Here is a 20,956-nt window from a genome sequence, read left to right as displayed (position 1 = left end):
GGGGTGTATCGCGAGTACCTGGGGGTGTATCGTGAGCTGGACACCGAGCGCGGCGGGTCGGGCGGAGCCGGCCGTCGTGCTCGGTGTCCGCGTGGATCGACTACTGGGCGCCGCCGAGGTCGTGGATGAGCTCCTTCTCGTCCTCGGCGGAGAGGGAGGTCTGGACGACCGTGCCGTGGAACGGCGCGAGCGCGGCGGCGAACTTGTCCTCGGTGATCTTCGTCGCGTATACGACGACGGCGGACTTGCCGGCGGAGACCGTGCTCTTCACCCGGTCGCGGAACTCCGCATCGATCCCGGTCTTGTCGAGGCCGGCGAACAGCGCGCCAAAGAGGCCGCCGAAGAGCAGTCCGGCGATCGGCACGAAGAACAGGAGGCCGATGAGCATGCCGAAGAGTGCACCGCCTGCGGCTCCGACACCGACGTTGCCGGCAGCGCCCGGATACTCGACCTTGGTCTTGCCCTTCTCGTCGACCTTCACGAGCGCGAGGCCCGCGAGCTCGACGACCAGGTCGTTCTGCAACGACAGGATCTCGTCGTAGGCACCTTCCGCCTGGGGCTCGGAGTCGAAGGAGATGACGATCAGTTCGGCCATGGGTGAGTTCCCTTGTTCAGGGCTGAGTCGACCACCCTCAGCCGTTGACGACAGGAGGCCACTCCGCGGTGGCTCCCGCTCGAGGCCAGGCTAACCGTGCTGCACCCGCGAAACGCGGGCGTCATCGCGAATTCACCCGGGGGACCTTCGGCGATGACAGGGGATACGCAGGGAACTGATCACGCTCTGTAATGATTGCCCGCCGTCGTGGGAGGTCGGTCGAAAAATACTGGGCACACCGAAACGAAAGGTGTTCCCCGTGTCCGCTCCTGCTCCTCCTGTCGTATCCCCGTCCGCTCCGTCCGCCCGCCGCACGATCCTCGACATGCTCAGCCGGTGGATGTGCGAACAACCGCTGGCCGTCGCGGCCCGGCACGCAGGGCGGGAGCTGACATACGTAGAGCTCGATCAGCTGTCCGGCATGCTGGCGGCGGATCTCCGACGGAGAGGCGTCGGGAGAGGTGATCGGATCGGGATCTTCGTGGAGCGCGGATTCGAGATGGTGGTCGCCATCGTGGCCGCACTGCGGCTCGGGGCGGCGTACGTGCCCGTGGATCCGCGAATCGCCACCGAGGTCCATATGGCGCATGTGGTCGCCGTGACGGGCATGCGTGTCGTGCTCACCCAGGCGCGGTTCGCGGACCGCATGACGTCGGCGACGGGCATCCTGGTCGTGCCGATCGAGCGCGCCCGCACCGCGGACGCGGATGCCTCTTCGCAGGGGACCGTCGCGCCACGCGCCGGAGATGAATGCGTGATCATCTTCACGTCCGGAAAGACGGGTACGCCCAACGGCGTGCGGGTGACCCACCGCAACCTCGAGAACTTCCTGTTCGGAGGGCCCGGAGCGCTCGGCATGAAGCCCGGGACCGTGGTCGCCCAGATCCTCAACATCGCTTTCGACATGGCGGTCTGGGAGATCCTCGGCGCGCTCACCCACGGTGCCACGCTGCACATCCGCGGACGGGACTTCGCCGAGGCTCTGCGTGCCGCAGACGTCGTGATCGCGACCCCGTCGATCCTCACCCCGCACGACCCGCGACGGCTGGGCCGGTTCACCGCTGTCGCCGTCGCGGGGGAACGGTGCCCTCGTGCCCTCGCCAACCGCTGGGCTGCCGTGACGGATTTCTACAACTCGTGCGGTCCTACCGAGATCACGATCGTGAACACGATGCATCTGTGCACCCCCGATGAGGCGGATCCGCCGATCGGGCGGCCGATCCCGGGAACGACCGCCTACATCCTGGATGAGGGTGGCGCTCCGGTCGCCGACGGCGAGGTCGGGGAGATGTGGGTCGGGGGAGCGGGGGTCACCGCCGGGTACCTGGGAAACCCGCGTCTGACCCGCGACCGTTACCGACTCGACCCGTTCTCCGACGACGGCAGTCTCATGTTCCGCACCCGCGACCTCGCCCGATGGAATGCGGACGGAGATCTCGAGCACCTCGGACGCACGGACGACCAGGTCAAGATCCGGGGCTTCAGAGTCGAACCCGACGCCGTGAGCGCACTGCTCGAGCGGGAGGACTCCGTGCAGCACGCGGCCGTCCTCCCCACCGACGACCGCACGGCGCTGGTCGCTTTCGTGACTCCGGAGGACGCCGACGTGGAGGCTGCGCTCGCCCATGTACGTGAAGCACTGCCGTACTACTGCGTGCCGGAGATCGTCCATCTCGTACCGGCTCTTCCGATGACGACGCGCGGCAAGGTCGACCAGACGGTGCTGAGGAGCCACGCATGGCGAGCAGCGTGACTCCCGGGACCCACGTGCGCCCCGCGGCGCTCACCGGGTGGCGGCTTCTTCTCACCCGTCCTGCTCTGATGCCCTACAACAGGCTGGTGGTGCTGGTTCTCGCGATCAACGCCGTCGTCGCCGGGATCATCGCCACGACCCTGGCCTCGATGCCGCCGGCCGACGTCGCCACCCTCCTCATCACCATGAGCGGCGTGAACCTCACAGCCGCAGTGTTGATCCGCCAGCAGTACGTGATCAACCTCCTGTTCCGGCTCGCGACGAGCGTGCCGAAATCGGCGCCGCTGGCGGTCCGTCGACGTCTCGCGAAGGTCTACCACTTCGGTGGGATCCACGTCGGAGCCGCGGTCGCGGCCGTGGGCTGGTTCCTGGGGGGAGCCGCCACCGTCGTCTTCAGTGATTCCTTCTCCGTGTTCTCGAAGGGCGTGGCCGTCGCCCTCGTCGCGTGCCTGGTCGGAATCCTCGTACCGGCGCTGCCTCCGATCCGCCAACGCCGCCATGACCTGTTCGAGATGACCCATCGCTTCGGAGGATGGTCCGCTCTCACCCTCTTCGCCGTACTCACCGTGGCGCTCGCCGCCGATGCCGCCGACTCCGCCGGCGCTGCGGGGATCGGACGAGTCCTCGCCGCGTCGCCGTCGTTCTGGCTGCTGCTGGTCATCGTGCTCAGCGTCGTCGCACCGTGGCTGCGGCTCAGGAAAGTGCCCGTCCGCATCGCGACGCCGTCGTCTCACGTCGCACTCGCGGACTTCGATCACGGCGTGCGTCCCTTCGCCGGTTCGTCCACCACCCTGGCGCGGCATCCGCTCGGCCAGTGGCACTCGTTCGCGAATGTCGTCACCCGCGACGAGACCGGCTTCCGGCTCACCATCTCGCGGGCGGGGGACTGGACCGGAAGACTCATCGACGACGCGCCCTCGCATGTGTGGACACGAGGGATTCCGACGGCGGGCGTGGGAAACGTGGACCAGCTCTTCGAGCGCGTCGTGTGGGTCGCGACCGGAAGCGGGATCGGCCCGTGCCTGCCGCACCTCTTCGCCGACACCACGCCCTCGAAGCTCGTGTGGGCGACCAGAGAACCGGAAGCCACCTACGGCGACGATCTCGTCGAGTCCATCCGTGCCTCGCACCCCGATGCCGTGATCTGGAACACCAGCGAACAGGGGCGCCCCGACCTCGTGGCACTGGCGCTCGAAGAGTTCACGTCGTTCGACGCCGAAGCGGTGATCTGCATCTCCAACCAATCGACCACCCGCCGGGTCGTCTCCGCGCTGGAAGCCCTCGGGGTCCCCGCGTACGGGGCGATCTGGGACTCCTGAAAGGGCTTACCGTGTCCACACTGCTCATCAGCTCCGAGGGGACCACCCTCACCGTCACCCTCGACCGCCCCGCTCAGCTCAACGCCATGGGCATCGACGAGCTCCATGCCATCCGGCATGTGTTCACACAGCTCGCCGAGACGGTGCCCGCGGATCGCCACCGCGCCGTGGTCGTGCGTTCGACCGGAACACGCGCGTTCGTGGCCGGGGCCGACATCGCCGAGATGGCGGCCGCATCGTCCGACTCCGGTGAGCGCATCAGCCGCGCCGGACAGGCGGCCATGGACAGCATCGCCGCCTGCCCCGTGCCGGTCATCGCCGCCGTCGACGGTCACGCGCTCGGAGGTGGGTGCGAACTCGCGGCCGCCTGCGACCTCGTGTACGCCACGGCGAACTCGCTCTTCGCGCTGCCCGAGGTCGGGTTGGGCCTGATCCCGTGCTTCGGCGGCACGTATCGTGTTGCCGCCCGGATCGGCGACGGCCGGGCGCGACGCATGGCCCTGACGGGCGAGCGGGTGACGGCCGCGACGGCGGAGGAGTGGGGTCTCATCGACGCCGTGCTTCCCGACGCCGATGGGCTCGCCGCCGCGGTGGACGGCCAGGCGCTCGCGTTCAGCCGTGCGTCGAGGAGTGCGCTCGCCGCCGTGAAGGCCGCTTTCGCGCTGCCCGCGCCGCTGCGTGCGGTGGCGGAGCGCACACTGTTCCGGGACGCTCTGGCACACGCGGATGGCCAGGAGGGCATGGCGGCGTTCCTGTCGAAGCGCGCCCCGTCGTTCCGCTGAGAGTGCAGGACTCTGTCGGCAACGACGACGTATCTTCGGAAGGTGCGCAGAACCGTGGAAGTGCAGTTGGCCGACCTCGCGAACGGCCGGGTGCTGGTCGTCGAGGACGATGAGGAGCTTCGCAGCATCCTCGTGGCCTATCTGCGTCGTGCCGGGTTCTCCGTCGAAGCGGTCGCCGACGGCTTCGCGGCGTTGGAAGCCGCGACGCTCAGTCCTCCGGATGTGGTGCTCCTCGACCGCATGATCCCCGGCGTCGACGGCGTGGAGATCTGCCGTCGTCTGCGCACCACGTCGAACGCTCCGATCCTCCTGCTCACGGCGATGGGGCAGCCGCATGAACGCATCGACGGCCTGGAAGCCGGCGCGGATGACTACGTCGTCAAGCCCGTCGCACCGCGCGAGATCGTGCTCCGCGTGATCCGGCTGTTGCAGCGGACCGCGCACCAGGGCGCCGGCGAGTCGCCGATCACCCTCGGACGGTTCCGTTTGACGCCGGCGATGCGGGTGATCCAGAGCGATGGCGTCGACCTGGAGCTGACCGTCCGGGAGTTCGAGCTGTTCGCTTTCCTCCTCCGCCACCCCGATCGGGTGCACTCGCGCGAGGAGATCGCCGGCGGAGCGTGGGGATGGGAGGCCGGAGACACCTCGGCTGTGGCCGTCAACATCCGTCGCCTCCGCCTGAAGGTCGAGCCCGATGCCTCCCGGCCGGTCGTCATCCGCTCGGTGTGGGGGCACGGCTATCTGCTCGACAGCGAAGGGACGAGATGAACGCGATGCTCCTCGAAACGCTCGGAGTCGTCGTGGCGGCGGTGATCCTGACCGGAGTCTTCGGGGCGGTCGCGCTTCGGCTGACCCGCAGGTACTCGATGCGCTGTCAGATGATGATCGTCGTGATGACGGTGGTCGTGGGGATGTCGGCATCCTTCGCCTTCGCGGCCTCTCGGATGCAGATCGAGGAGGACGATCTGCCGCTCATCCTCGGAGCGACGATCCTCGCCGGCTCGGGCACGATGCTGCTGGCGTGGCGCCTGGGCAACCGGCTGGTCGAGGAGAGCAGACGGATAAGCCTGCACACCCGGCAACTGGCATCGGGTCGTCCCCTCGACGACCACACGGTGGTGTCGAACTGGGAGTATCGGCAGATCGATCGAGAGCTCCACAACGCTGCGCGCGCGCTCCACGAGGCACGGGAGACGAATCTCCGGCAGGAGGAGGCGAGACGGCACCTCATCACCGGGATCTCCCATGATCTGAGGACACCGTTGGCCGCCATCGACGCGATCATCCGCGCTCACGAGGATGGGATCATCGAGGACCGTGTCGAGTTCACGACGAGGCTTCGCGCGCAGAGCAGTCGTCTCGGGGCGCTGGTCGAGGACTTCTTCGCGTTCTCGCTCATCGAGATCGATCGGGTGCCGCTGAGCCCGGAGCACCTCGATGTCGCCGATCTGGTCGGCGATGCCGTGGGAACAGCCCGTAATCTCGGCGCGACGGTGCACCTGGAAGTCGACGAGTCAGGCGACGTCACGGCCTTCGCCGATCCTCTCAGCATCGAGCGCATCTTGATGAACCTGCTCGCCAATGCGGTGCAGCACACCCCTGAGGGGACCGCGGCGACGGTCTTCCTGGAGGCCGATGCCGACGCGGTCAGGATCAGCGTGGAGGACCACGGCTCCGGCATGACCCCTGAGGCTCTCGAGCAGGCGTTCGATGCCGGATGGCGTGGCGACCTCGCCCGCACCCGGAGCATGGCCCCCTTGGCGACGAGCGGAGCCGGGCTGGGGCTGGCGATCGCGCGCGGACTCGCGGTGGCGAACGGCGGAACGCTGGAAGGTCGTTCGCAGAGTGGGGCCGGCTGCCGGTTCACCCTCACGCTGCCGCAGCGAAACCGTCCACATGGATGATCCGCCTCCGTCGGGTCGGTCGTCGTACGCGCAGGTCGTGACTCCTCACTCCTTGCGCTGCGGTGCCGGTGCCTCGGTCTTCACCTGCGGACGGGCGGGCGCGGAGGCGAGCACCGTCGAGGGGCCGCTCAGCGCCCGCAGCGCGTACAGGATCGTCGCGAGATCGACGAGCTCCTGGACGAGTGCTCCGACCACCGCGGGGATGAGGCCGGTCATCGCGACGATCATGAGGCCGACGCTCAAGCCGATCCCGATCCAGATCGCGGTCAGGGCGACCCGCAGAGTGTGGCGACCGATCGACACCGCATCGACGAGCTTCGCGAGCGAGTCGACGAGGATCACGACATCAGCGGCATCGCCGGCAGCGGTCGCTCCCTTCGCGCCCATGGCGACGCCGATGTCGGCGGCGGCGAGCACAGGGGCGTCGTTCACGCCGTCGCCGACCATCATGATCGGCCGCGGTTGGAGTTCACCGGCGAGAGCGACCTTCTCGGGCGGAAGCAGCTCGGCGTGGATCTCCGAGATGCCCACCTGATGAGCCACTGATTCCGCCGTCGGCCCGACGTCGCCCGTGAGCATGACCACGCGATCCACCTCGTGCGTCCGCAACCACGAGACGACGGCCGCTGCTTCGGGCCTCGGGTGGTCGGCGAGTACGAGCACCCCGGCGAAACGGCCGTCGACGGCCACGTAGGCTGCGGCCTGACTCAGCTCCAGCGTCGCCCGCACGGTGTCGGGCGCGAGAGCGGCCACGTAGGCGGGCTTGCCGACGACGACCGCTCGACCATCGATCTCGGCGACGACACCGTTCGTGGCCTCCTCCCTGGCCTCTGTCGCGACACGCAGCGCGAGTCCGCGCGCGTCTGCGGCGCGACGGATGCCCTCGGCGAGCACGTGCGTCGAGTACTGCTCCGCCGAGGCGGCGAGTTGCAGGACCTCGTCCGCGCCGAAGCCGTTCGCCGGCCGGACATCGACGAGTTCCGGGCGGCCCTGCGTGAGCGTTCCCGTCTTGTCGAAGGCCGCCGATCGCACGCGCGCGATCTGTTCGATGACGGCGCCGCCCTTCATGATCACGCCTGACTTCGCCGCGCGTGAGAGGCCTCCCAGGAACGCGACCGGGGCGGCGATCAGGAGAGGACAGGGCGTCGCGAGCACGAGGACCTCGGCGAAGCGCGTCGCGTCGCCCGAGATGGCCCAGGCTGTGCCGGCCAGGACGAGCGACACCGCGGTGAAGGGGATCGCGAAGCGGTCGGCGAGGCGCACGACCGGCGCGTGGGAGTCCTCTGCGGCGTGCACGAGTGCGACGATCTGCTGGTACTGGCTGTCTGCGCTCGAGCGAACGGCCTGGATCCGCACAGCGCGACTGCCGTTGATCGCTCCGGAGAGCACCTCCCCTCCGGACTCGCGGGCCACGGGCATGCTCTCGCCGGTCAGCGACGACTCATCGAAGGTTCCGGTCTCGGTGAGCAGCACACCGTCGACGGGCACCACCTCCGACGGGCGCACGAGGAGCACATCGCCGATCGCGACCTCGTCGACGGGGAGATCCCTCACCTCGTCCGAATCCGCGGCCTGTGCGTGCACGAGCACGTGGGCGATGCGCGGAGAACGATCCAGCAACGCGGACAGGTCGCGCTTCGCGCGACGGCCGGCGAAGTCTTCGAGCGCCTCTCCGCCCGACAGCATGAGCACGATGATGAGGGATGCGATGTACTCGCCGACGGCGAGCGTCGCCACCATCGCGACCACCGCGAGGATGTCGAGACCCACGTGGCCGCGAAGCACATCCCGCACCATGCCGACGAGGGTCCAGACGACGAACGCGGCCACGTAACCGGTGGCGATCCACCGCCCGATGACGGCCGCGTCGACCGCGTGCAGGATGAGCACGCCGACGAACACGAGGACGGTGGTCGTGATCGCCGGATAGCGCCACAGCAAGCGGAGAAACCTCATGCTCCAGCTTCCCGCGAATCGGTGCGGAGTGCCACCGACGGGCGGCGGGTTCGGGTTGATCCCATGGAATCCCTGTGAGTGGACTGTGGCGAGGTCATTCTTAGAACCGTCTCAGAGCCCGGCCCCCAGGATGGCCCCATGACCACTCTCACGAACAGACCCCGAGGTGCCCTCTCCCCGGTGATCGGAGAGCACCAGGGCTCGGCCCACCGCCGCGCTCAGGCATGGCGGGCGGGCGCGATCATCGTCATCTGGGCGACGAGTCTCCTCGTCGTCGCGCTCTGGGTGGCCGGGGGAGGGATCGGTGCCGTCCTCGGAGCCAGCGGGGAGACCGTCACCACGCTGGGACGACTGACGGGTCTCGTCGCGGCCAACCTCCTGCTGTACCAGGTACTCCTCATGGCGCGGGTTCCACTCTTCGAGCGTGGATTCGGCCGTGACGGCATCACCCGTATGCATCGCTTCGTCGGGTTCTGGTCGTTCTGGCTGATGGGCGCGCATATCGCTCTGCTCGCGTTGGGCTACGCGATCACCGCCGGCATCAACCCCTTCGTGCAACTGTGGGGATTCGTCTGGGACTACCCGGGCATGCTCCTCGCCACCGCGGGGACCCTGCTGATCCTGCTCGTGGTGGTCACCTCGATCCGACGCGCGCGCCGGCGCCTGCGCTACGAGTCCTGGCATCTCCTGCATCTCTACGCGTACCTCGGCGTGGGCCTGGCCCTCCCGCACCAGCTGTGGACGGGCGCGGACTTCCTCTCGTCGCCGCTCGCGACCGCGTACTGGTGGACGATCTGGGCGCTCGCGGCGGCGTCGATCCTCGTGTTCCGATTCGGTATGCCCGTGCTGCGCTCCTCGCGGCGTGCCCTGCGCGTGGCGAGCGTCGAACCCGACGGTGCGCGGGGAGTGACCATCCGCGTCGTCGGGCGTGATCTCTCGACCCTGGGTGCCCGTGCCGGACAGTTCTTCGTATGGCGCTTTCTCGACGGGCAGGGGTGGACGCGTGGTCACCCGTTCTCGCTCTCCGCTGCGCCAGGGAGCGAGCTCACGCTGACGGCCCGAGTGGTGGGGGACGGTACGCGCCGTCTGGCATCGCTCACACCGGGCACGCGCGTCATCGTCGAAGGACCGTACGGGGGGATGACGGGGGAGCGTCGTACCGGGACGAAGCTGCTCATGATCGGTGCAGGTGCCGGGGTGGCCCCTCTTCTCTCCCTGTTGGAAGCCGAGGATTACGCGCCGGGGGAGGCGACCCTCCTCACTCGTGACTCCGTCGCCGAAGATGCACTCCGGCAGGACGCGATCGCCGACCTCGTCTCGCGTCGAGGAGTGCGGTACCTGCCCTTCATCGGTCCCCGGTCTTCCGGCCCGTCGAGCTGGATCGCGGCCAGCCACAGTGCTTGGAACGGTCCCGACCTGCTCCGCCACCTCGTTTCCGACCCCGAGGCCTACGACGTCTTCGTCTGCGGAACCGAGACCTGGATGAAAGGGCTCACGCGCGACCTCGAGAGCGCCGGGTTCCCTCCGCACCGCATCCACTCCGAATCGTTCACCGTCTGACCAGGGAGGTAGCCATGAAGAAGATCCTGTATGCCGTGCTCGCGACGATTAGCGGGCTCGTGCTGCTGTTCAGCTATCGCACGTCGCTCGATGCGGTCATGCCGCACGACGCGACTCCTCCGACCACAGGCGCCGTCGGCAGCTCCGGGACGTCGAACTCCGGAGCGTCGGACTCCGGAGCGTCGGCGGGTACCGGTCTCGCCGACGGGACCTACACCGGCGCGTCGTCGCAGACCCGGTACGGACCGGTGCAAGTCAGGATCACGGTTTCCGGCGGACAGATCAGCGACGCGCAGGCCATCGATTATCCCGACGGCAACGGCCGGGACCGTCAGATCAACGGCACCGCGATTCCTCGGCTGGTTTCGGAGACTCTGCAGTCGCAGAGCGCGCAGATCCAGATGGTGTCGGGAGCCACGTATACCAGCGACGGCTACCTCTCGTCGCTGCAGAGCGCGATCGATCAGGCGCACAGCTGATGCGTGGCGCACCGGAGAGCACGCGGGTCTGGGTCGAGAAGATCATGGGCATCCCGATGAGCATCCACCTGATCTCCGCGGGAGATCAGGATGCTGTGGCGACCGAGGGGGCGATCAGAGCGTGCTTCGATGAGCTGCACGACGTGGACGGCATCTTCTCGACCTATCGACCGGACTCCGACATCAACCGCATCCGCCGAGGAGAGCTGTCTCTGGCTGACGCCGACCCGCGGGTGGCGTTCGCGTCTGCTGCGTGCGAACGCGCAGCGCACGCGACCGGTGGGCTGTTCTCTGGGTATCGGGAAGGGTGGTTCGATCCCACCGGCTGGGTCAAGGGGTGGGCGGTCGAGGAGGCGAGCCGTCGCCACCTCGCACCGCTGCTGACCTCGGCGGTCGCGGTCGGGATCAACGCGGGCGGAGACCTGCAGCTGTTCACGGCGGACGGATCGGATCGGCGGTGGCACGTGGGGATCGCTGATCCGCACGACTGCGGCCGGGTGCTCGCCACGCTCGATATCGCCAACGGTGCTGTCGCCACATCGGGCACTGCCGAGCGCGGCCACCACATCCTCGATCCGCGAACGGGCGCGCCGGCGACCGCCGTGGCGTCCGCGACCGTCGTCTCTGACGGCCTCGCGCAGGCGGACGTCTGGGCGACCGCAGCCGTCGTGGCAGGAGCTCTTGATCGCTCCTGGATCGAGGCTTCCGCCTCGCGCACCGGCATCGTGGTGGACCACGAGGGGGTTGTCACGCGCTGGCTCGGTTCGACGATGATCGACGTGTGCGCGGTCAGCGGGACGCGGGAAGTGTGAGGAGGAAGGTCGTGCCGCGAGCGGTCGAACTCTCGACCTCGATGGAACCGCCGGCCCGGCGCGCGACATCGCGCACGAGCGAGAGTCCGAGGCCGAAGCCGCGCAGGCGCCCGCTCTCGGGCGGGCGGGCGAAGCGCTCGAAGATCTGATCCGAGGGGATCCCGGCGATGCCCGGTCCCTCATCGGTCACACGAACGGTGACGTCACGCGCGTCCGTGCCGATGCGGATGGTGACTGCGCCGCCGGCAGGAGAGTGCTGTACCGCGTTGTCGAGCAGAGCGACGAGGACGCGGACCAGTGTCACCGTGGGGATCCGAGCGACGGCCCCGTCGTCGACGACGGTCACCGTGAGAGCCACCTCGTGCTCGTCCGCGATCGTCGAGATCGCGGCGACCGCCGTGGACGCTGCACTCGCCACTTCGGCCTCTCCGTCGTCATGGGACGCCCCCTCGGCCGCTATCAACAGGTCGTTCAGCACATCTCCCATGGAGTCTGCATCTCGACGGAGCTCGACCAGGCCGGGGCCGATGTCCTCACCCCGGTCGAGGCGTCGCTGAAGCACTTGGATGCGACTCGTCACCGTCGTCAGGGGCGTGCGCAGCTCATGGCTGGCATCGGCCACGAAGTTGCGCTGTCGGCGCAGTGCCTCACCCAGCGGGCGAACCGACCGTCGGGCGGCGACGGCGGCCACGATCCCCAGCAGCACGACGCCGATGACGCCCAACACGATCACCACGGGCACGACCACGTCGATGTCGACGATGAAGTCGTCGCGTGCACCGACGGGGCCGCCGAACCATCCACCGCCGTGTTCCTCCCCTTCCCGGCGGGAGGTGGAGAGGATCACGGTGATCAGGATCCCGATGCCCATCGCAACGATCACACCCGACGCGACGCCCACCCACAGCCCGATCGACAATGCCGCTCGGCGCACCCGCGCCGCGTCGTCGCTCATGAGGGCGCCCCCGCCCGGTACCCCCGTGCGCGCACGGTCTCGATCATCTCTGCGCTCGTCTTGCGTCGCACATAGTGCACATAGGTGTCGACAGAACTCGTCGTGTCCCCCTCGTGGAACACCGCGTGCAGGATCTCCTCCCGGGTGAACACATGCTCAGGGCTGGCCGTGAGCAGCTCCAGCAGGGCGCTCTCGGTCGCCGTCAATGCCACGCGATACCCCGTCGGGTCGTAGACCGCCTGGGCATCAGGGGCGAAGACCCACTCGCCCAGAGGCCTGCGCGCGCCCTGCGCGCGGAACGCTCTCCGCAGCGCGCGAAGGCGCGCCAGCAGTTCGTCGTAGTCGAACGGCTTCACCAGGTAGTCGTTCGCTCCGCCGTCGAGACCTGTCACGCGATCATCAACGGTACCGAGGGCCGTCAGCATCAGGACGGGCGTCGTGATGTGTGCTGTGCGCACCGCATGCACGAAGGCCACGCCGTCCATGCCCGGGAGCCTCCGGTCGACCACCATCGCGTCGTAACGCCGACTCAGTGCGAGTCGCAGGGCGCTCTCGCCGTCCGGAGCATGATCCACGTCGTACACGTCGCCCAGCACCTCCACCGTCAAGGCGGCGATCTCCGCGTCGTCCTCCACATAGAGGAGCTTTCCGCGCGGCGCATCGGTCTGGTTCATGGCGGCCGTCCTCGGGGAGTCGTCCGTGATCTTGGTGATCAGAGTACGCCCGCACCGGCGTCGTGAGACTCACGACGCCCCCGTGCATTGCTGCGCGCCAGGATGATCCCGCCGAGGAGGGCGGCGACGAACGATCCGACCAGTACCCCGATCTTCACGTGTTCGTCTGCAACCGAGCTCGATCCGTAGGCGAGTTCGCCCACCAGGAGGGACACCGTGAACCCGATGCCGGCGAGGAACGCCATTCCGGTCAGGTCTGGCCAGCGCAGCGACTCGTCCAGGCGCAGCGCAGGGAAGCGACTCAGCAGGAAGGTCGTGGCGAGGATGCCGATCGGCTTCCCGATCACCAGGCCGACGACGATTCCGATGGTGATCGGGTCGGTGAACGCCGACGTGAGGCCTGCCCACCCGCCGACGGTGACCCCCGCGGCGAAGAAGGCGAAGACCGGGACCGCGAACAGCGTGGCCACGATGCTCCAACGGTCGGCGAAGTGTGCGGCCATGCCGTCGTAGACCGGTCGGCCGGCATCGTCCGTGCCGACCCGCACGCGGGCGCGCTCCGTCGCCGTGACGGGCACGACGAAGCCGAGAAGAACGCCGGCGACGGTCGCGTGCACACCGGATGCGTGGATGCACACCCAGACGGCGATGGCGAGGGGGAGCAGGATCCACCACGCCCGCACCCCCTTCGCCACCAGGGCGGCGAATCCCGCCAGCGGCAGCAGCGCCAGGATCAGCCACGGAAAGCTGATGGTGTCGGTGTAGAACGTCGCGATGATGGTGATCGCGATGAGGTCGTCGATGATCGCCAGCGTGAGCAGGAACACCCGAAGGGCGGGAGGCAGGAACTTGCCGACCACGGCGATCACGGCCACGGCGAACGCGATGTCCGTGGCCGTGGGGATCGCCCAGCCGCGCAGGGCATCCGAACCGCCGGCGGCGTTGATCACGACGAAGATGAGAGCGGGAACCACCACGCCGCCGATCGCGGCCGCGATCGGCAGGGCGGCTCGACGTGGATCGCGCAGACGTCCGGCGACGAACTCCTCCTTCAGCTCGAGACCGACGACGAAGAAGAAGATCGCCAGCAGGCCGTCGGACGCCCAGGCGCCGACGCTGAGTTCGAGATGCAGTTCCGGGATGCCGAACGTGAAGTCGCGCACTGACTCGTACCAGGGGGCGTCGGGACTGTTGGCGAGGACGAGCGCGGCGAACGTCGCCGCGAGCAGGAGCGACCCGCCGAGGACGTCGCTGCGGGCGTTGGAGCGGATGCCGTTCCACAGCGCATGCGGGGCGAGGGAGAAACGGGCAGGGGAAGAATTCGGGGACACGGAAAAGACCTCACGCGAGAGAAGGGGTGAATGGCGCAGAAGACCACCGCCCCGTTCGAGGCGTGGTCTAGTTCCGTGGCGGCGGGCAGCCGGCGATCTCGCCGTGCGAGAGGGTGCCCCAGACACTGGTCCACCCGTTCGTGCCCGGGTGCAGGATGACCCGCATCCATTCCCTCATCGGGGTCGCCGAACGGAGACGGTGCGGGGCACGCGTCGAACCGGCGATCGAGAGGAGGGGCACGTATCGAGCCTATCGTCGTCCCGCTGGGATACCGCCTACCGCGATCGAATTTCGCTAACTAGGCTAGCGATCATGGAAAGATACGTGCGCTGGCGTTGGCTCGGGCTCGTCTTCATCAGCATCGCGGTCTCGCTGATCATCGTCGATTCGACGATCGTCAACGTGGCGATCCCCGCGATCGTGGAGGACCTCGGCATCACCTCGACCGAGGTCCAGTGGGTGCAGGAGTCGTACACGCTCGTCTTCGCGTCGCTGCTGCTCGTCTTCGGCAGCCTCGCCGACCGTTTCGGTCGACGCCGGGTGATGATCATCGGCGTCGTCGTCTTCGGAGCCTCGTCGGTGTTCGCCGCCCTGTCGCCGGACGGCGGCATGCTCATCCTGGCCCGACTGGCGCAGGGCGTCGGCGGTGCGATGATCCTCCCCACCACCCTCTCGATCATCAACGCGACCTTCCGAGGCAGGGAGCGCGGAATCGCGTTCGCCGTATGGGGTTCCACGATCGGCGGCATGGCGGCCGTCGGTCCGCTCCTCGGCGGGTGGCTCACGACCGCCTACTCGTGGCGCTGGGCTTTCGGCATCAACATCCCCCTCGGCGTCATCATCGTGATCGGCGTGCTCCTGACCGTCGCGGAATCGCGCAGCGACCGCGTCTCCCGCGTCGACATCATCGGAGCATTGCTGTCGATAGCGGCGATGGGAAGCCTCGTGTTCGGCCTGATCGAGGGACGGACCTACGGCTGGTGGCTCGTCGACACGCGGCCGCAGATCGGTGACTGGGCCTGGCCGTGGGAGCTGTCGCCGATCCCGCTGTTCTTCGCCGTCGCCGTCCTCGCCGTCATCGCGTTCATCCTGTGGGGACGGCACCGCGAACGGGTGGGGAAGTCGACGCTGCTGGCGCTGCGGCTGTTCTCAATCTCCTCGTTCCGCAACGGGAACATCGCCGCAGCGGTGGTGTCGTTGGGGGAGTTCGGCATCATCCTCGCGCTTCCGCTCTGGCTGCAGTTCGTGCTCGGTTTCGAAGCCGTGCAGACAGGGCTGCTCCTGCTCGCGCTGGCGGGCGGATCGTTCCTCGCCAGCGGTGTCGCCGGCGCCTCGAGCGGAAAGGTCGCCCCGGTCTGGGTGGTGCGTGCCGGCCTCATCGCCGAGATCATCGGTGTCGCGGGAGTCGGCTTCGTCATCGGCCCTGACGCGTCCTGGGGACCGCTCATCCCGTTCCTCTTCGTCTACGGACTCGGTGTCGGCCTCGCCACGGCGCAGCTGACCGGGGTCGTGCTCGCCGAGGTGCCGGTCGCGGACAGCGGGGCGGCCTCGGGCACGCAGTCCACGTCTCGGCAGATCGGCGCCGCCCTCGGCGTCGCTGTTCTTGGCACTGTTCTCTTCACCAGCACCGCCGGGATCCTCGCGTCTTCGCTCGACGAGCGCGGTGTCCCCGCCGCCCAGCGCGACCAGATCGTGTCGGCCGTGGTCGACAGCGCAGGGGCGGCGATCAGCGGGCTGGAATCGAATGCCGCGACCGCTGATGTGGCCGATGATGCCAAGGCCGCCTTCTCCGAAGGGACCCGCTACGCCGCCTGGACAGCGGCAGGGTTCCTCGCCCTCGGCCTGCTCGCCACCGTGTCCCTCGGATCGACCACGGTGCGCACCCGACCGGAGGACGAGGACGGGCGGACGGAGGAAGAAGGCCGCCAGCAAGACGGCGAAAGAGCAATCTGACGGAGGGCGTCGCCACTCCCGCCCTACTGTCGCGAAGCAGGATCTCCGGTCCGCCGGTCGAAGCGCCCCGCGTAGTCGTCGTCGGTGATGTGCTCTTTCCACTCCGTGGTCTCCGCAGGGTCGTCCGCGTTCTCGAGCATGGCGATGTGCTCCATGAAAGAGTCTCCCGCAGCGGCGTGCCAGTGATCCTGTCCAGGCGGCGTGTACAGCGTCTCTCCGGGATGCACGTCGATGATCTGCCCGTCGCGCGTCCCGAAGCGGGCGACGCCCTGGGTGACACGAAGATACTGACCTCGGGCGTGCGAGTGCCACGCGGAGCGCGCCCCGGGTGCGAACTTGACGATGGCCACGGTCATCCGTTGGTCCCCATCGTGCGGTGCGGCGATTCGGTCCACCCAGACGTCTCCCACGAACTGGTCTGCAGTGTTCTTGGCGGTCGGTGTGGTCGGTTCGAGGTTCACAGTGGCGTTCCCGTCGCAGTGAAGGAGAAAGGGGGGGCAGAGGAGGCGGGGAGTCGGGTCAGCGGAGGGCATTCTCGCGGATGTCGGCGAGCGCGTTCATGAACCCTTCCGAACATCCGCTGGATCCCGCGAGTCGGTCGACCACGATGTCGTCGAGCGGCGTGCCCACCACCTCTCTCGGGAGGGCATCAGCGAACCGCTGTTGATACCCCAGCGATATCTCGTCATCTGCCGGCGTGGTGATGTCGACGTCTGTGACGATGCCGTTCTCGATGGTGAGAGTCACGTCGTGATGGGACGGGAGCGAGCCATACCAGCCGCGTGCGGAGTACTCTCCGTCACGATAGGCGTCCGTGGTCACGGCGTCTCCCTCGACCCTCGGTGGTGCTGATGGTGCCGAGACGTCGGGCCGTGCATCGTCTGATCCGGCGCACGCGGCGATCGAGACGGCCGATGCCACGATGCCGACAGCAGCGGCGACCCGGCGCCCGACTTTCGTAGGGCGTTGCGGGGAAGCGGTGCGGGCCATGTTTCGACGGTACGCCCATGCCTCATCGCCTGGGGTGCTCTGCTGTTACCTGGATAGGTGGCCCCTGGTGCTGCGTTGCGGCGGGCGGGACTGACCGCTTATCCGTGTAACGACAGTCACTCCCAGGTGCTGATGGATGGTCATAGTGTCGATCCCATGACGAACACTCACCTCACCCTGAACAACGGCGTCGAGATGCCCGCATTGGGTTTCGGCGTCTTCCAGACACCGCCGGACGAAACGGTCGAGGCTGTCTCTTCCGCCCTCTCCACGGGGTACCGTCTCATCGATACCGCCGCCGCATACGCCAACGAGCGAGGAGTGGGCGACGCCGTCAAGGCGTCCGGTCTTTCCCGCGACGACGTGTTCATCGAGTCGAAGGTCTGGATCAGCGACTACGGCTACGACCAGACGCTGCACGCGTTCGAGAAGAGCGCCCGCAAGCTCCAGGTCGACGTCATCGACCTCTTCATCCTCCACCAGGCCCTCCCCGGTGAGTTCGACAAGACCATCGCCGCCTACACGGCGCTGGAGACTCTCCTCGCCGAGGGCAAGGTCCGCGCCATCGGCGTGAGCAACTTCATGGTCGACCACCTCACGACGCTGCTCGCGCAGACCGAGATCGTGCCGGCGGTGAACCAGATCGAGGTGCACCCGTACTTCCAGCAGCGCGAGCTGCAGGCGTTCGGCAAGGACCGCGGCATCCTCACACAGGCCTGGTCGCCCATCGGCGGCATCACGTCCTACCGAGGGGACGATTCCCAGAGCACGTTCAACGACCCCGTCATCGTCGCCATCGCCGACGCACATGGAAAGTCGGCAGCGCAGGTGATGCTCCGCTGGCACATCCAGAACGGCGTCCAGGCCATCCCCAAGTCGGTGAAGCCTGCTCGTATTGCGGAGAACTTCGACGTGTTCGACTTCGAACTCACAGACGACGAGATCGCTCGCATCGACGCTCTCGATACCGGCGTTCGCGGGGGCCCGGAGCCCGAGGTCATCACGCTCGAGGCGTTCGGTCGCGATATCCCGGAGAACTGACATGAGCGAGCAGTCCACGGTTCTCGTCGTGGGGGCGACCGGAAGCATCGGCGTGCACGTCGTCCGCGAGGCTCTCACGAGAGGACGACACGTGCGCGCGTTGGTGCGTGACGCATCTCGTGCCGCGCGGGTCCCGGAGGGCGCGGAGATCGTCATCGGTGATCTCACCTCGGCCGAGACGCTGGCGGACGCTGTCGCCGGGATCGGCTCCGTGGTCTTCGTCCACGGCTCCCATGGTGGCCATGGTGTCGCCGAGAAGGTCGACTACGGAGCAGTGGCCAATGTGCTCACTGTGCTCGACGGACGCCCTGTGCGCATCGCCCTGATGACCGCTGTCGGCACGACGGATCGGGCGAACGAAGGTCACGACTGGAAACGGAGGGCCGAGCGCCTCGTCCGCGCGTCCGGCAACCGGTACACGGTCGTCCGCCCCGGCTGGTTCGACTACAACGCACCGGACGAGCGCCACATCGTCTTCCGCCAAGGGGACCAGTGCAGCACGGCCTCGCCGGCAGACGGGGTCATCGCCCGCGACCAGATCGCGCGCGTGCTGCTCGACTGTCTGGAGATCGACGCGGCGGACCACCGAACCCTTGAATTGGTCGCGGAGCGAGGGGCAGCGCAGGAGGACCTGGCCCCCGAGTTCGAGGCGCTCGTCCGAGATACTGGAATCGACGGCGCACTCGACATCCCGAACATGCCCCTCACCGACGAACCGGCCACCGTGCGGGACGACCTGAGCCGGCTCGGCCGGTAGCTCGTCGACCGGCGGCTCGTGAGCGCCGCCGGTCGGAACGTATCCGCACACGACACCCATCCACACACGACGGGAAGGCACGACGTGGCAGGCATGACACAACGAGCCGAGGTGAGTGAGTTCCTCTCCACGCGGCGAGCACGACTCACCCCGGAGCAGGCCGGCATCATCGGCGGAGGCCGACGACGTGTCACCGGTCTCCGCCGCGAAGAGGTGGCCATGTTGGCCGGGATGAGCGTCGACTATTACGCCAGGATGGAGCGCGGCAACCTGTCCGGCGTCTCCCCGGAAGTGCTCGAGTCGCTCGGGCGCGCACTCCACCTCGACGACGCCGAGCTCGCCCACCTCCATGACCTCGCCCGAAACGCCGCCCCGAACCGTTCGGCACGCGCACGTCCGCGGGCTGCGACGCCCGTCATCCGGCCCGCGCTTCAGCGACTCCTGGACAGCATCAGCGTTCCCGCCTACATCTCGAACGCACGCAAGGACTTCCTCGCCGTGAACGTCATCGGTCGGGCCGTCTTCGCGCCGATTCTGGACGACGCCGCCAATCAGCGCAACAACGCCCGCTACACGTTCTTCAACCCCGCTGCGCAGAACTTCTACGTCGATTGGGAGTCCGGGGCCAACAGCATCGTCGCCTCACTCAGAATCGAAGCGGGACGCAACCCGCACGACAAGGACCTCACCGATCTGATCGGCGAACTCGTCACGCGTAGTGACGTCTTCCGTACGCGCTGGGCAGCCCACGATGTTCGCTTCCACCGCACCGGAAGCAAACGGATCCACCATCCGGACGTCGGGGCGCTCCTCTTCGACTACGAGGGTTTCGAGCTGCCTGCGGATCCCGGGCTCGTCATGTTCACCATGACCCCCTCGCCGGGCGGCCCCACCGAAGAGCGTCTCCGATTGCTGGGGAGTCTGTCCGCCATGGAGAGCGCTCAGTCGGAGTGATCCACCGACGTCGAGCGGGCCCGGTGCTCGCCATGACGCGGGTCCGAAGCCCCACTAGTGCTCGCCGGTCCTGTGTACGAGAAAAGCCGCCTGAAACCAGGCGGCTTTCTCATACTCGGATGGACTTCGTATGGATTGACGTTCCATTCGCGTACAACGTGTGTGCCCCCGACAGGAGTCGAACCTGCGACCTACGGTACCGGAAACCGGCGCTCTATCCACTGAGCTACGGAGGCGTACCGATCGACAATATCACTCGTCGGGGGTGGTCTCCGACCCACCGGCCACAGTGACGGGCGCGGCGCGCAGTTCGTCCAGCGCCGCAGCGAGCTTCTCGGCCAGATAACGGTGGCCGTCCGTGGAGGGATGCTGGCGTCCCGCTTCCACGTCGATCACGTCGAGGTAGTTCTGCGGGGTGATCCAGTCCTGGGCGATGGGGGAGATGTACCACCAGCCGCGTGCGGCGGCGAGCTCGGAGAGATCCGCGTCGATACGCGCGGTGGCCGCGCCCACGGGGAGCTCGTGCGGCGCCGGACCGAGCACCACGATCGTCGCCTCCGGGTAGGTGGCGGCCATCGCGTCCCACGCGGCGTTGACGGCCTCGCGGTACCCGGCGACGCCCTGTGCGCGGTCGTTGATGGACCCCTGGATGATGACGAGATCCGGCGAGAGGGACGTGTCGAGGGCGGCGATCCGCTCGCCGAAGGAGGGGCCGTCGATCCCGGGCTTCAGGTATCCGCTCCCGCGGACTCCGTTCACGACGGTTTCGCCGTCGAGCAGGTCCGCCAACAGGTAGGCGTAGCCGAGGGTCGGGACGGTCGCCGCCGAACCGTAGGTCCAGGAGTCGCCGAACACCAGCACGGTCGGATGCTCCGGCAGGACGAGCGGCGCCGGAGCGATGACCGCCGAGGGGCCGGATGCCGCATCGGCGGGTGCGCTGATCGGAGTCGTGGAGGGCGCCGGGATCCATGGCCGCCACACGCCGAGGACCACTGCCGCGACGGCGATGAGCAGGCCGGCGGCGATACCGGCGGCGCCCACTCGGCGACGGGTGGCGGGCGGCTTCATGGCATGAGAGTAGATCACCGGAGGCCGAACGCAAATTCGGGAAGCCCCGCGCCGTCGGTCGTGACCTTCCGG

The 20,956-nt window shown here is 68.1% G+C and carries 21 protein-coding genes and 1 tRNA gene; 12 read left to right on the top strand and 10 right to left on the bottom strand.

Annotated elements, in window-relative coordinates:
* Window positions 1-100: 100 nt before the first annotated feature.
* Window positions 101-595: a DUF1269 domain-containing protein gene (locus tag ABDC25_RS10750; RefSeq protein ID WP_021198012.1), complete on the bottom strand. Its 495-nt coding sequence runs from the start codon at window positions 593-595 to the stop codon at window positions 101-103.
* Window positions 596-854: 259 nt separating this feature from the next.
* Between ABDC25_RS10750 and ABDC25_RS10745 the strand changes: the two genes are divergently transcribed.
* From ABDC25_RS10745 to ABDC25_RS10725, 5 genes are read left to right on the top strand one after another with little or no spacing between them, the layout of a single operon-like run.
* Window positions 855-2,348, top strand: coding sequence for an amino acid adenylation domain-containing protein (locus ABDC25_RS10745; RefSeq protein WP_347122916.1), 1,494 nt, complete (start codon window positions 855-857; stop codon window positions 2,346-2,348).
* Window positions 2,333-3,667, top strand: a complete 1,335-nt coding sequence (locus ABDC25_RS10740; protein WP_021198010.1) for a hypothetical protein — start codon at window positions 2,333-2,335, stop codon at window positions 3,665-3,667. Before ABDC25_RS10745 ends, ABDC25_RS10740 begins: the two co-directional genes overlap by 16 nt.
* 11 nt (window positions 3,668-3,678) lie before the next feature.
* Window positions 3,679-4,449, top strand: coding sequence for an enoyl-CoA hydratase/isomerase family protein (locus ABDC25_RS10735; RefSeq protein WP_347122914.1), 771 nt, complete (start codon window positions 3,679-3,681; stop codon window positions 4,447-4,449).
* Window positions 4,450-4,491: 42 nt separating this feature from the next.
* Window positions 4,492-5,217 (top strand): response regulator transcription factor, encoded by a 726-nt coding sequence (locus tag ABDC25_RS10730; protein WP_046398829.1) that lies wholly within the window; start codon window positions 4,492-4,494, stop codon window positions 5,215-5,217.
* 5 nt (window positions 5,218-5,222) lie between these two features.
* Window positions 5,223-6,353, top strand: a complete 1,131-nt coding sequence (locus ABDC25_RS10725) for a HAMP domain-containing sensor histidine kinase (protein WP_167254400.1) — start codon at window positions 5,223-5,225, stop codon at window positions 6,351-6,353.
* 45 nt (window positions 6,354-6,398) lie between these two features.
* Here the strand turns inward: ABDC25_RS10725 and ABDC25_RS10720 are convergent, their stop codons facing one another.
* Entirely contained in the window at window positions 6,399-8,309 is a 1,911-nt protein-coding gene (locus tag ABDC25_RS10720; RefSeq protein ID WP_347122911.1) for a heavy metal translocating P-type ATPase, read from the bottom strand.
* A 138-nt stretch (window positions 8,310-8,447) separates the two neighbouring features.
* On the opposite strand from ABDC25_RS10720, the gene ABDC25_RS10715 reads away from it, so the two are divergent.
* The 3 genes from ABDC25_RS10715 to ABDC25_RS10705 are packed head-to-tail and all read left to right on the top strand — an operon-like array spanning window position 8,448 to window position 11,160.
* On the top strand, window positions 8,448-9,869 hold the full coding sequence (locus ABDC25_RS10715) for a ferredoxin reductase family protein (RefSeq protein WP_347122909.1): 1,422 nt from the start codon (window positions 8,448-8,450) through the stop codon (window positions 9,867-9,869).
* 14 nt (window positions 9,870-9,883) lie between these two features.
* Window positions 9,884-10,348: an FMN-binding protein gene (locus ABDC25_RS10710; protein ID WP_021198004.1), complete on the top strand. Its 465-nt coding sequence runs from the start codon at window positions 9,884-9,886 to the stop codon at window positions 10,346-10,348.
* Window positions 10,348-11,160 carry an FAD:protein FMN transferase gene (locus tag ABDC25_RS10705; RefSeq protein WP_021198003.1) on the top strand — a complete coding sequence of 271 codons (813 nt, stop codon included), beginning with the start codon at window positions 10,348-10,350 and terminating at the stop codon, window positions 11,158-11,160. The genes ABDC25_RS10710 and ABDC25_RS10705 overlap by 1 nt, the downstream gene beginning before the upstream one ends.
* On the opposite strand, the gene ABDC25_RS10700 is transcribed toward ABDC25_RS10705, so the two are convergent.
* The 4 genes from ABDC25_RS10700 to ABDC25_RS10685 all read right to left on the bottom strand — a co-directional run bounded on the left by ABDC25_RS10700 (window position 11,138) and on the right by ABDC25_RS10685 (window position 14,361).
* Window positions 11,138-12,115 (bottom strand): HAMP domain-containing sensor histidine kinase, encoded by a 978-nt coding sequence (locus ABDC25_RS10700; RefSeq protein WP_167254394.1) that lies wholly within the window; start codon window positions 12,113-12,115, stop codon window positions 11,138-11,140. The two genes, ABDC25_RS10705 and ABDC25_RS10700, sit on opposite strands and share 23 nt — an antisense overlap.
* Window positions 12,112-12,789, bottom strand: coding sequence for a response regulator transcription factor (locus ABDC25_RS10695; RefSeq protein ID WP_021198001.1), 678 nt, complete (start codon window positions 12,787-12,789; stop codon window positions 12,112-12,114). Before ABDC25_RS10695 ends, ABDC25_RS10700 begins: the two co-directional genes overlap by 4 nt.
* A gap of 38 nt (window positions 12,790-12,827) precedes the next feature.
* The gene (nhaA, locus tag ABDC25_RS10690) at window positions 12,828-14,120 is read right to left on the bottom strand and encodes a Na+/H+ antiporter NhaA (protein WP_347122906.1); all 1,293 of its coding nucleotides are present in this window, start codon (window positions 14,118-14,120) and stop codon (window positions 12,828-12,830) included.
* Window positions 14,121-14,187: 67 nt separating this feature from the next.
* The gene (locus ABDC25_RS10685) at window positions 14,188-14,361 is read right to left on the bottom strand and encodes a hypothetical protein (RefSeq protein WP_017831028.1); all 174 of its coding nucleotides are present in this window, start codon (window positions 14,359-14,361) and stop codon (window positions 14,188-14,190) included.
* A 72-nt stretch (window positions 14,362-14,433) separates the two neighbouring features.
* Between ABDC25_RS10685 and ABDC25_RS10680 the strand changes: the two genes are divergently transcribed.
* Complete coding sequence (locus tag ABDC25_RS10680; RefSeq protein WP_152525824.1) at window positions 14,434-16,074, top strand: MFS transporter; 1,641 nt, start codon at window positions 14,434-14,436, stop codon at window positions 16,072-16,074.
* Between the two features lie 23 nt (window positions 16,075-16,097).
* Here the strand turns inward: ABDC25_RS10680 and ABDC25_RS10675 are convergent, their stop codons facing one another.
* Together ABDC25_RS10675 and ABDC25_RS10670 are read right to left on the bottom strand one after the other, a co-directional pair.
* The gene (locus tag ABDC25_RS10675) at window positions 16,098-16,535 is read right to left on the bottom strand and encodes a cupin domain-containing protein (RefSeq protein WP_029258425.1); all 438 of its coding nucleotides are present in this window, start codon (window positions 16,533-16,535) and stop codon (window positions 16,098-16,100) included.
* A gap of 58 nt (window positions 16,536-16,593) precedes the next feature.
* Window positions 16,594-16,896 carry a hypothetical protein gene (locus ABDC25_RS10670; RefSeq protein WP_347122904.1) on the bottom strand — a complete coding sequence of 101 codons (303 nt, stop codon included), beginning with the start codon at window positions 16,894-16,896 and terminating at the stop codon, window positions 16,594-16,596.
* Between the two features lie 324 nt (window positions 16,897-17,220).
* Between ABDC25_RS10670 and ABDC25_RS10665 the strand changes: the two genes are divergently transcribed.
* The 3 genes from ABDC25_RS10665 (at window position 17,221) to ABDC25_RS10655 (ending at window position 19,816) form a co-directional block, all read left to right on the top strand.
* A complete protein-coding gene (locus ABDC25_RS10665) occupies window positions 17,221-18,105 on the top strand; it encodes an aldo/keto reductase (protein ID WP_347122902.1) in 885 nt (294 codons plus the stop codon).
* A 1-nt stretch (window position 18,106) separates the two neighbouring features.
* Complete coding sequence (locus ABDC25_RS10660; RefSeq protein WP_347122900.1) at window positions 18,107-18,862, top strand: SDR family oxidoreductase; 756 nt, start codon at window positions 18,107-18,109, stop codon at window positions 18,860-18,862.
* Between the two features lie 111 nt (window positions 18,863-18,973).
* Window positions 18,974-19,816, top strand: a complete 843-nt coding sequence (locus tag ABDC25_RS10655; protein ID WP_021199349.1) for a helix-turn-helix transcriptional regulator — start codon at window positions 18,974-18,976, stop codon at window positions 19,814-19,816.
* A 163-nt stretch (window positions 19,817-19,979) separates the two neighbouring features.
* Here ABDC25_RS10655 and ABDC25_RS10650 read toward each other — a convergent pair.
* Window positions 19,980-20,052, bottom strand: a tRNA-Arg gene (locus tag ABDC25_RS10650).
* 16 nt (window positions 20,053-20,068) lie between these two features.
* The gene (locus tag ABDC25_RS10645) at window positions 20,069-20,884 is read right to left on the bottom strand and encodes an SGNH/GDSL hydrolase family protein (RefSeq protein ID WP_243844754.1); all 816 of its coding nucleotides are present in this window, start codon (window positions 20,882-20,884) and stop codon (window positions 20,069-20,071) included.
* Window positions 20,885-20,956: the final 72 nt, after the last annotated feature.

It is taken from the genome of Microbacterium sp. SY138, from assembly GCF_039729145.1.
GTDB lineage: Bacteria > Actinomycetota > Actinomycetes > Actinomycetales > Microbacteriaceae > Microbacterium > Microbacterium maritypicum_A.
Note: the sequence above shows the minus strand (reverse complement) of the source record. Positions and strands in the feature narration are given on the sequence as shown.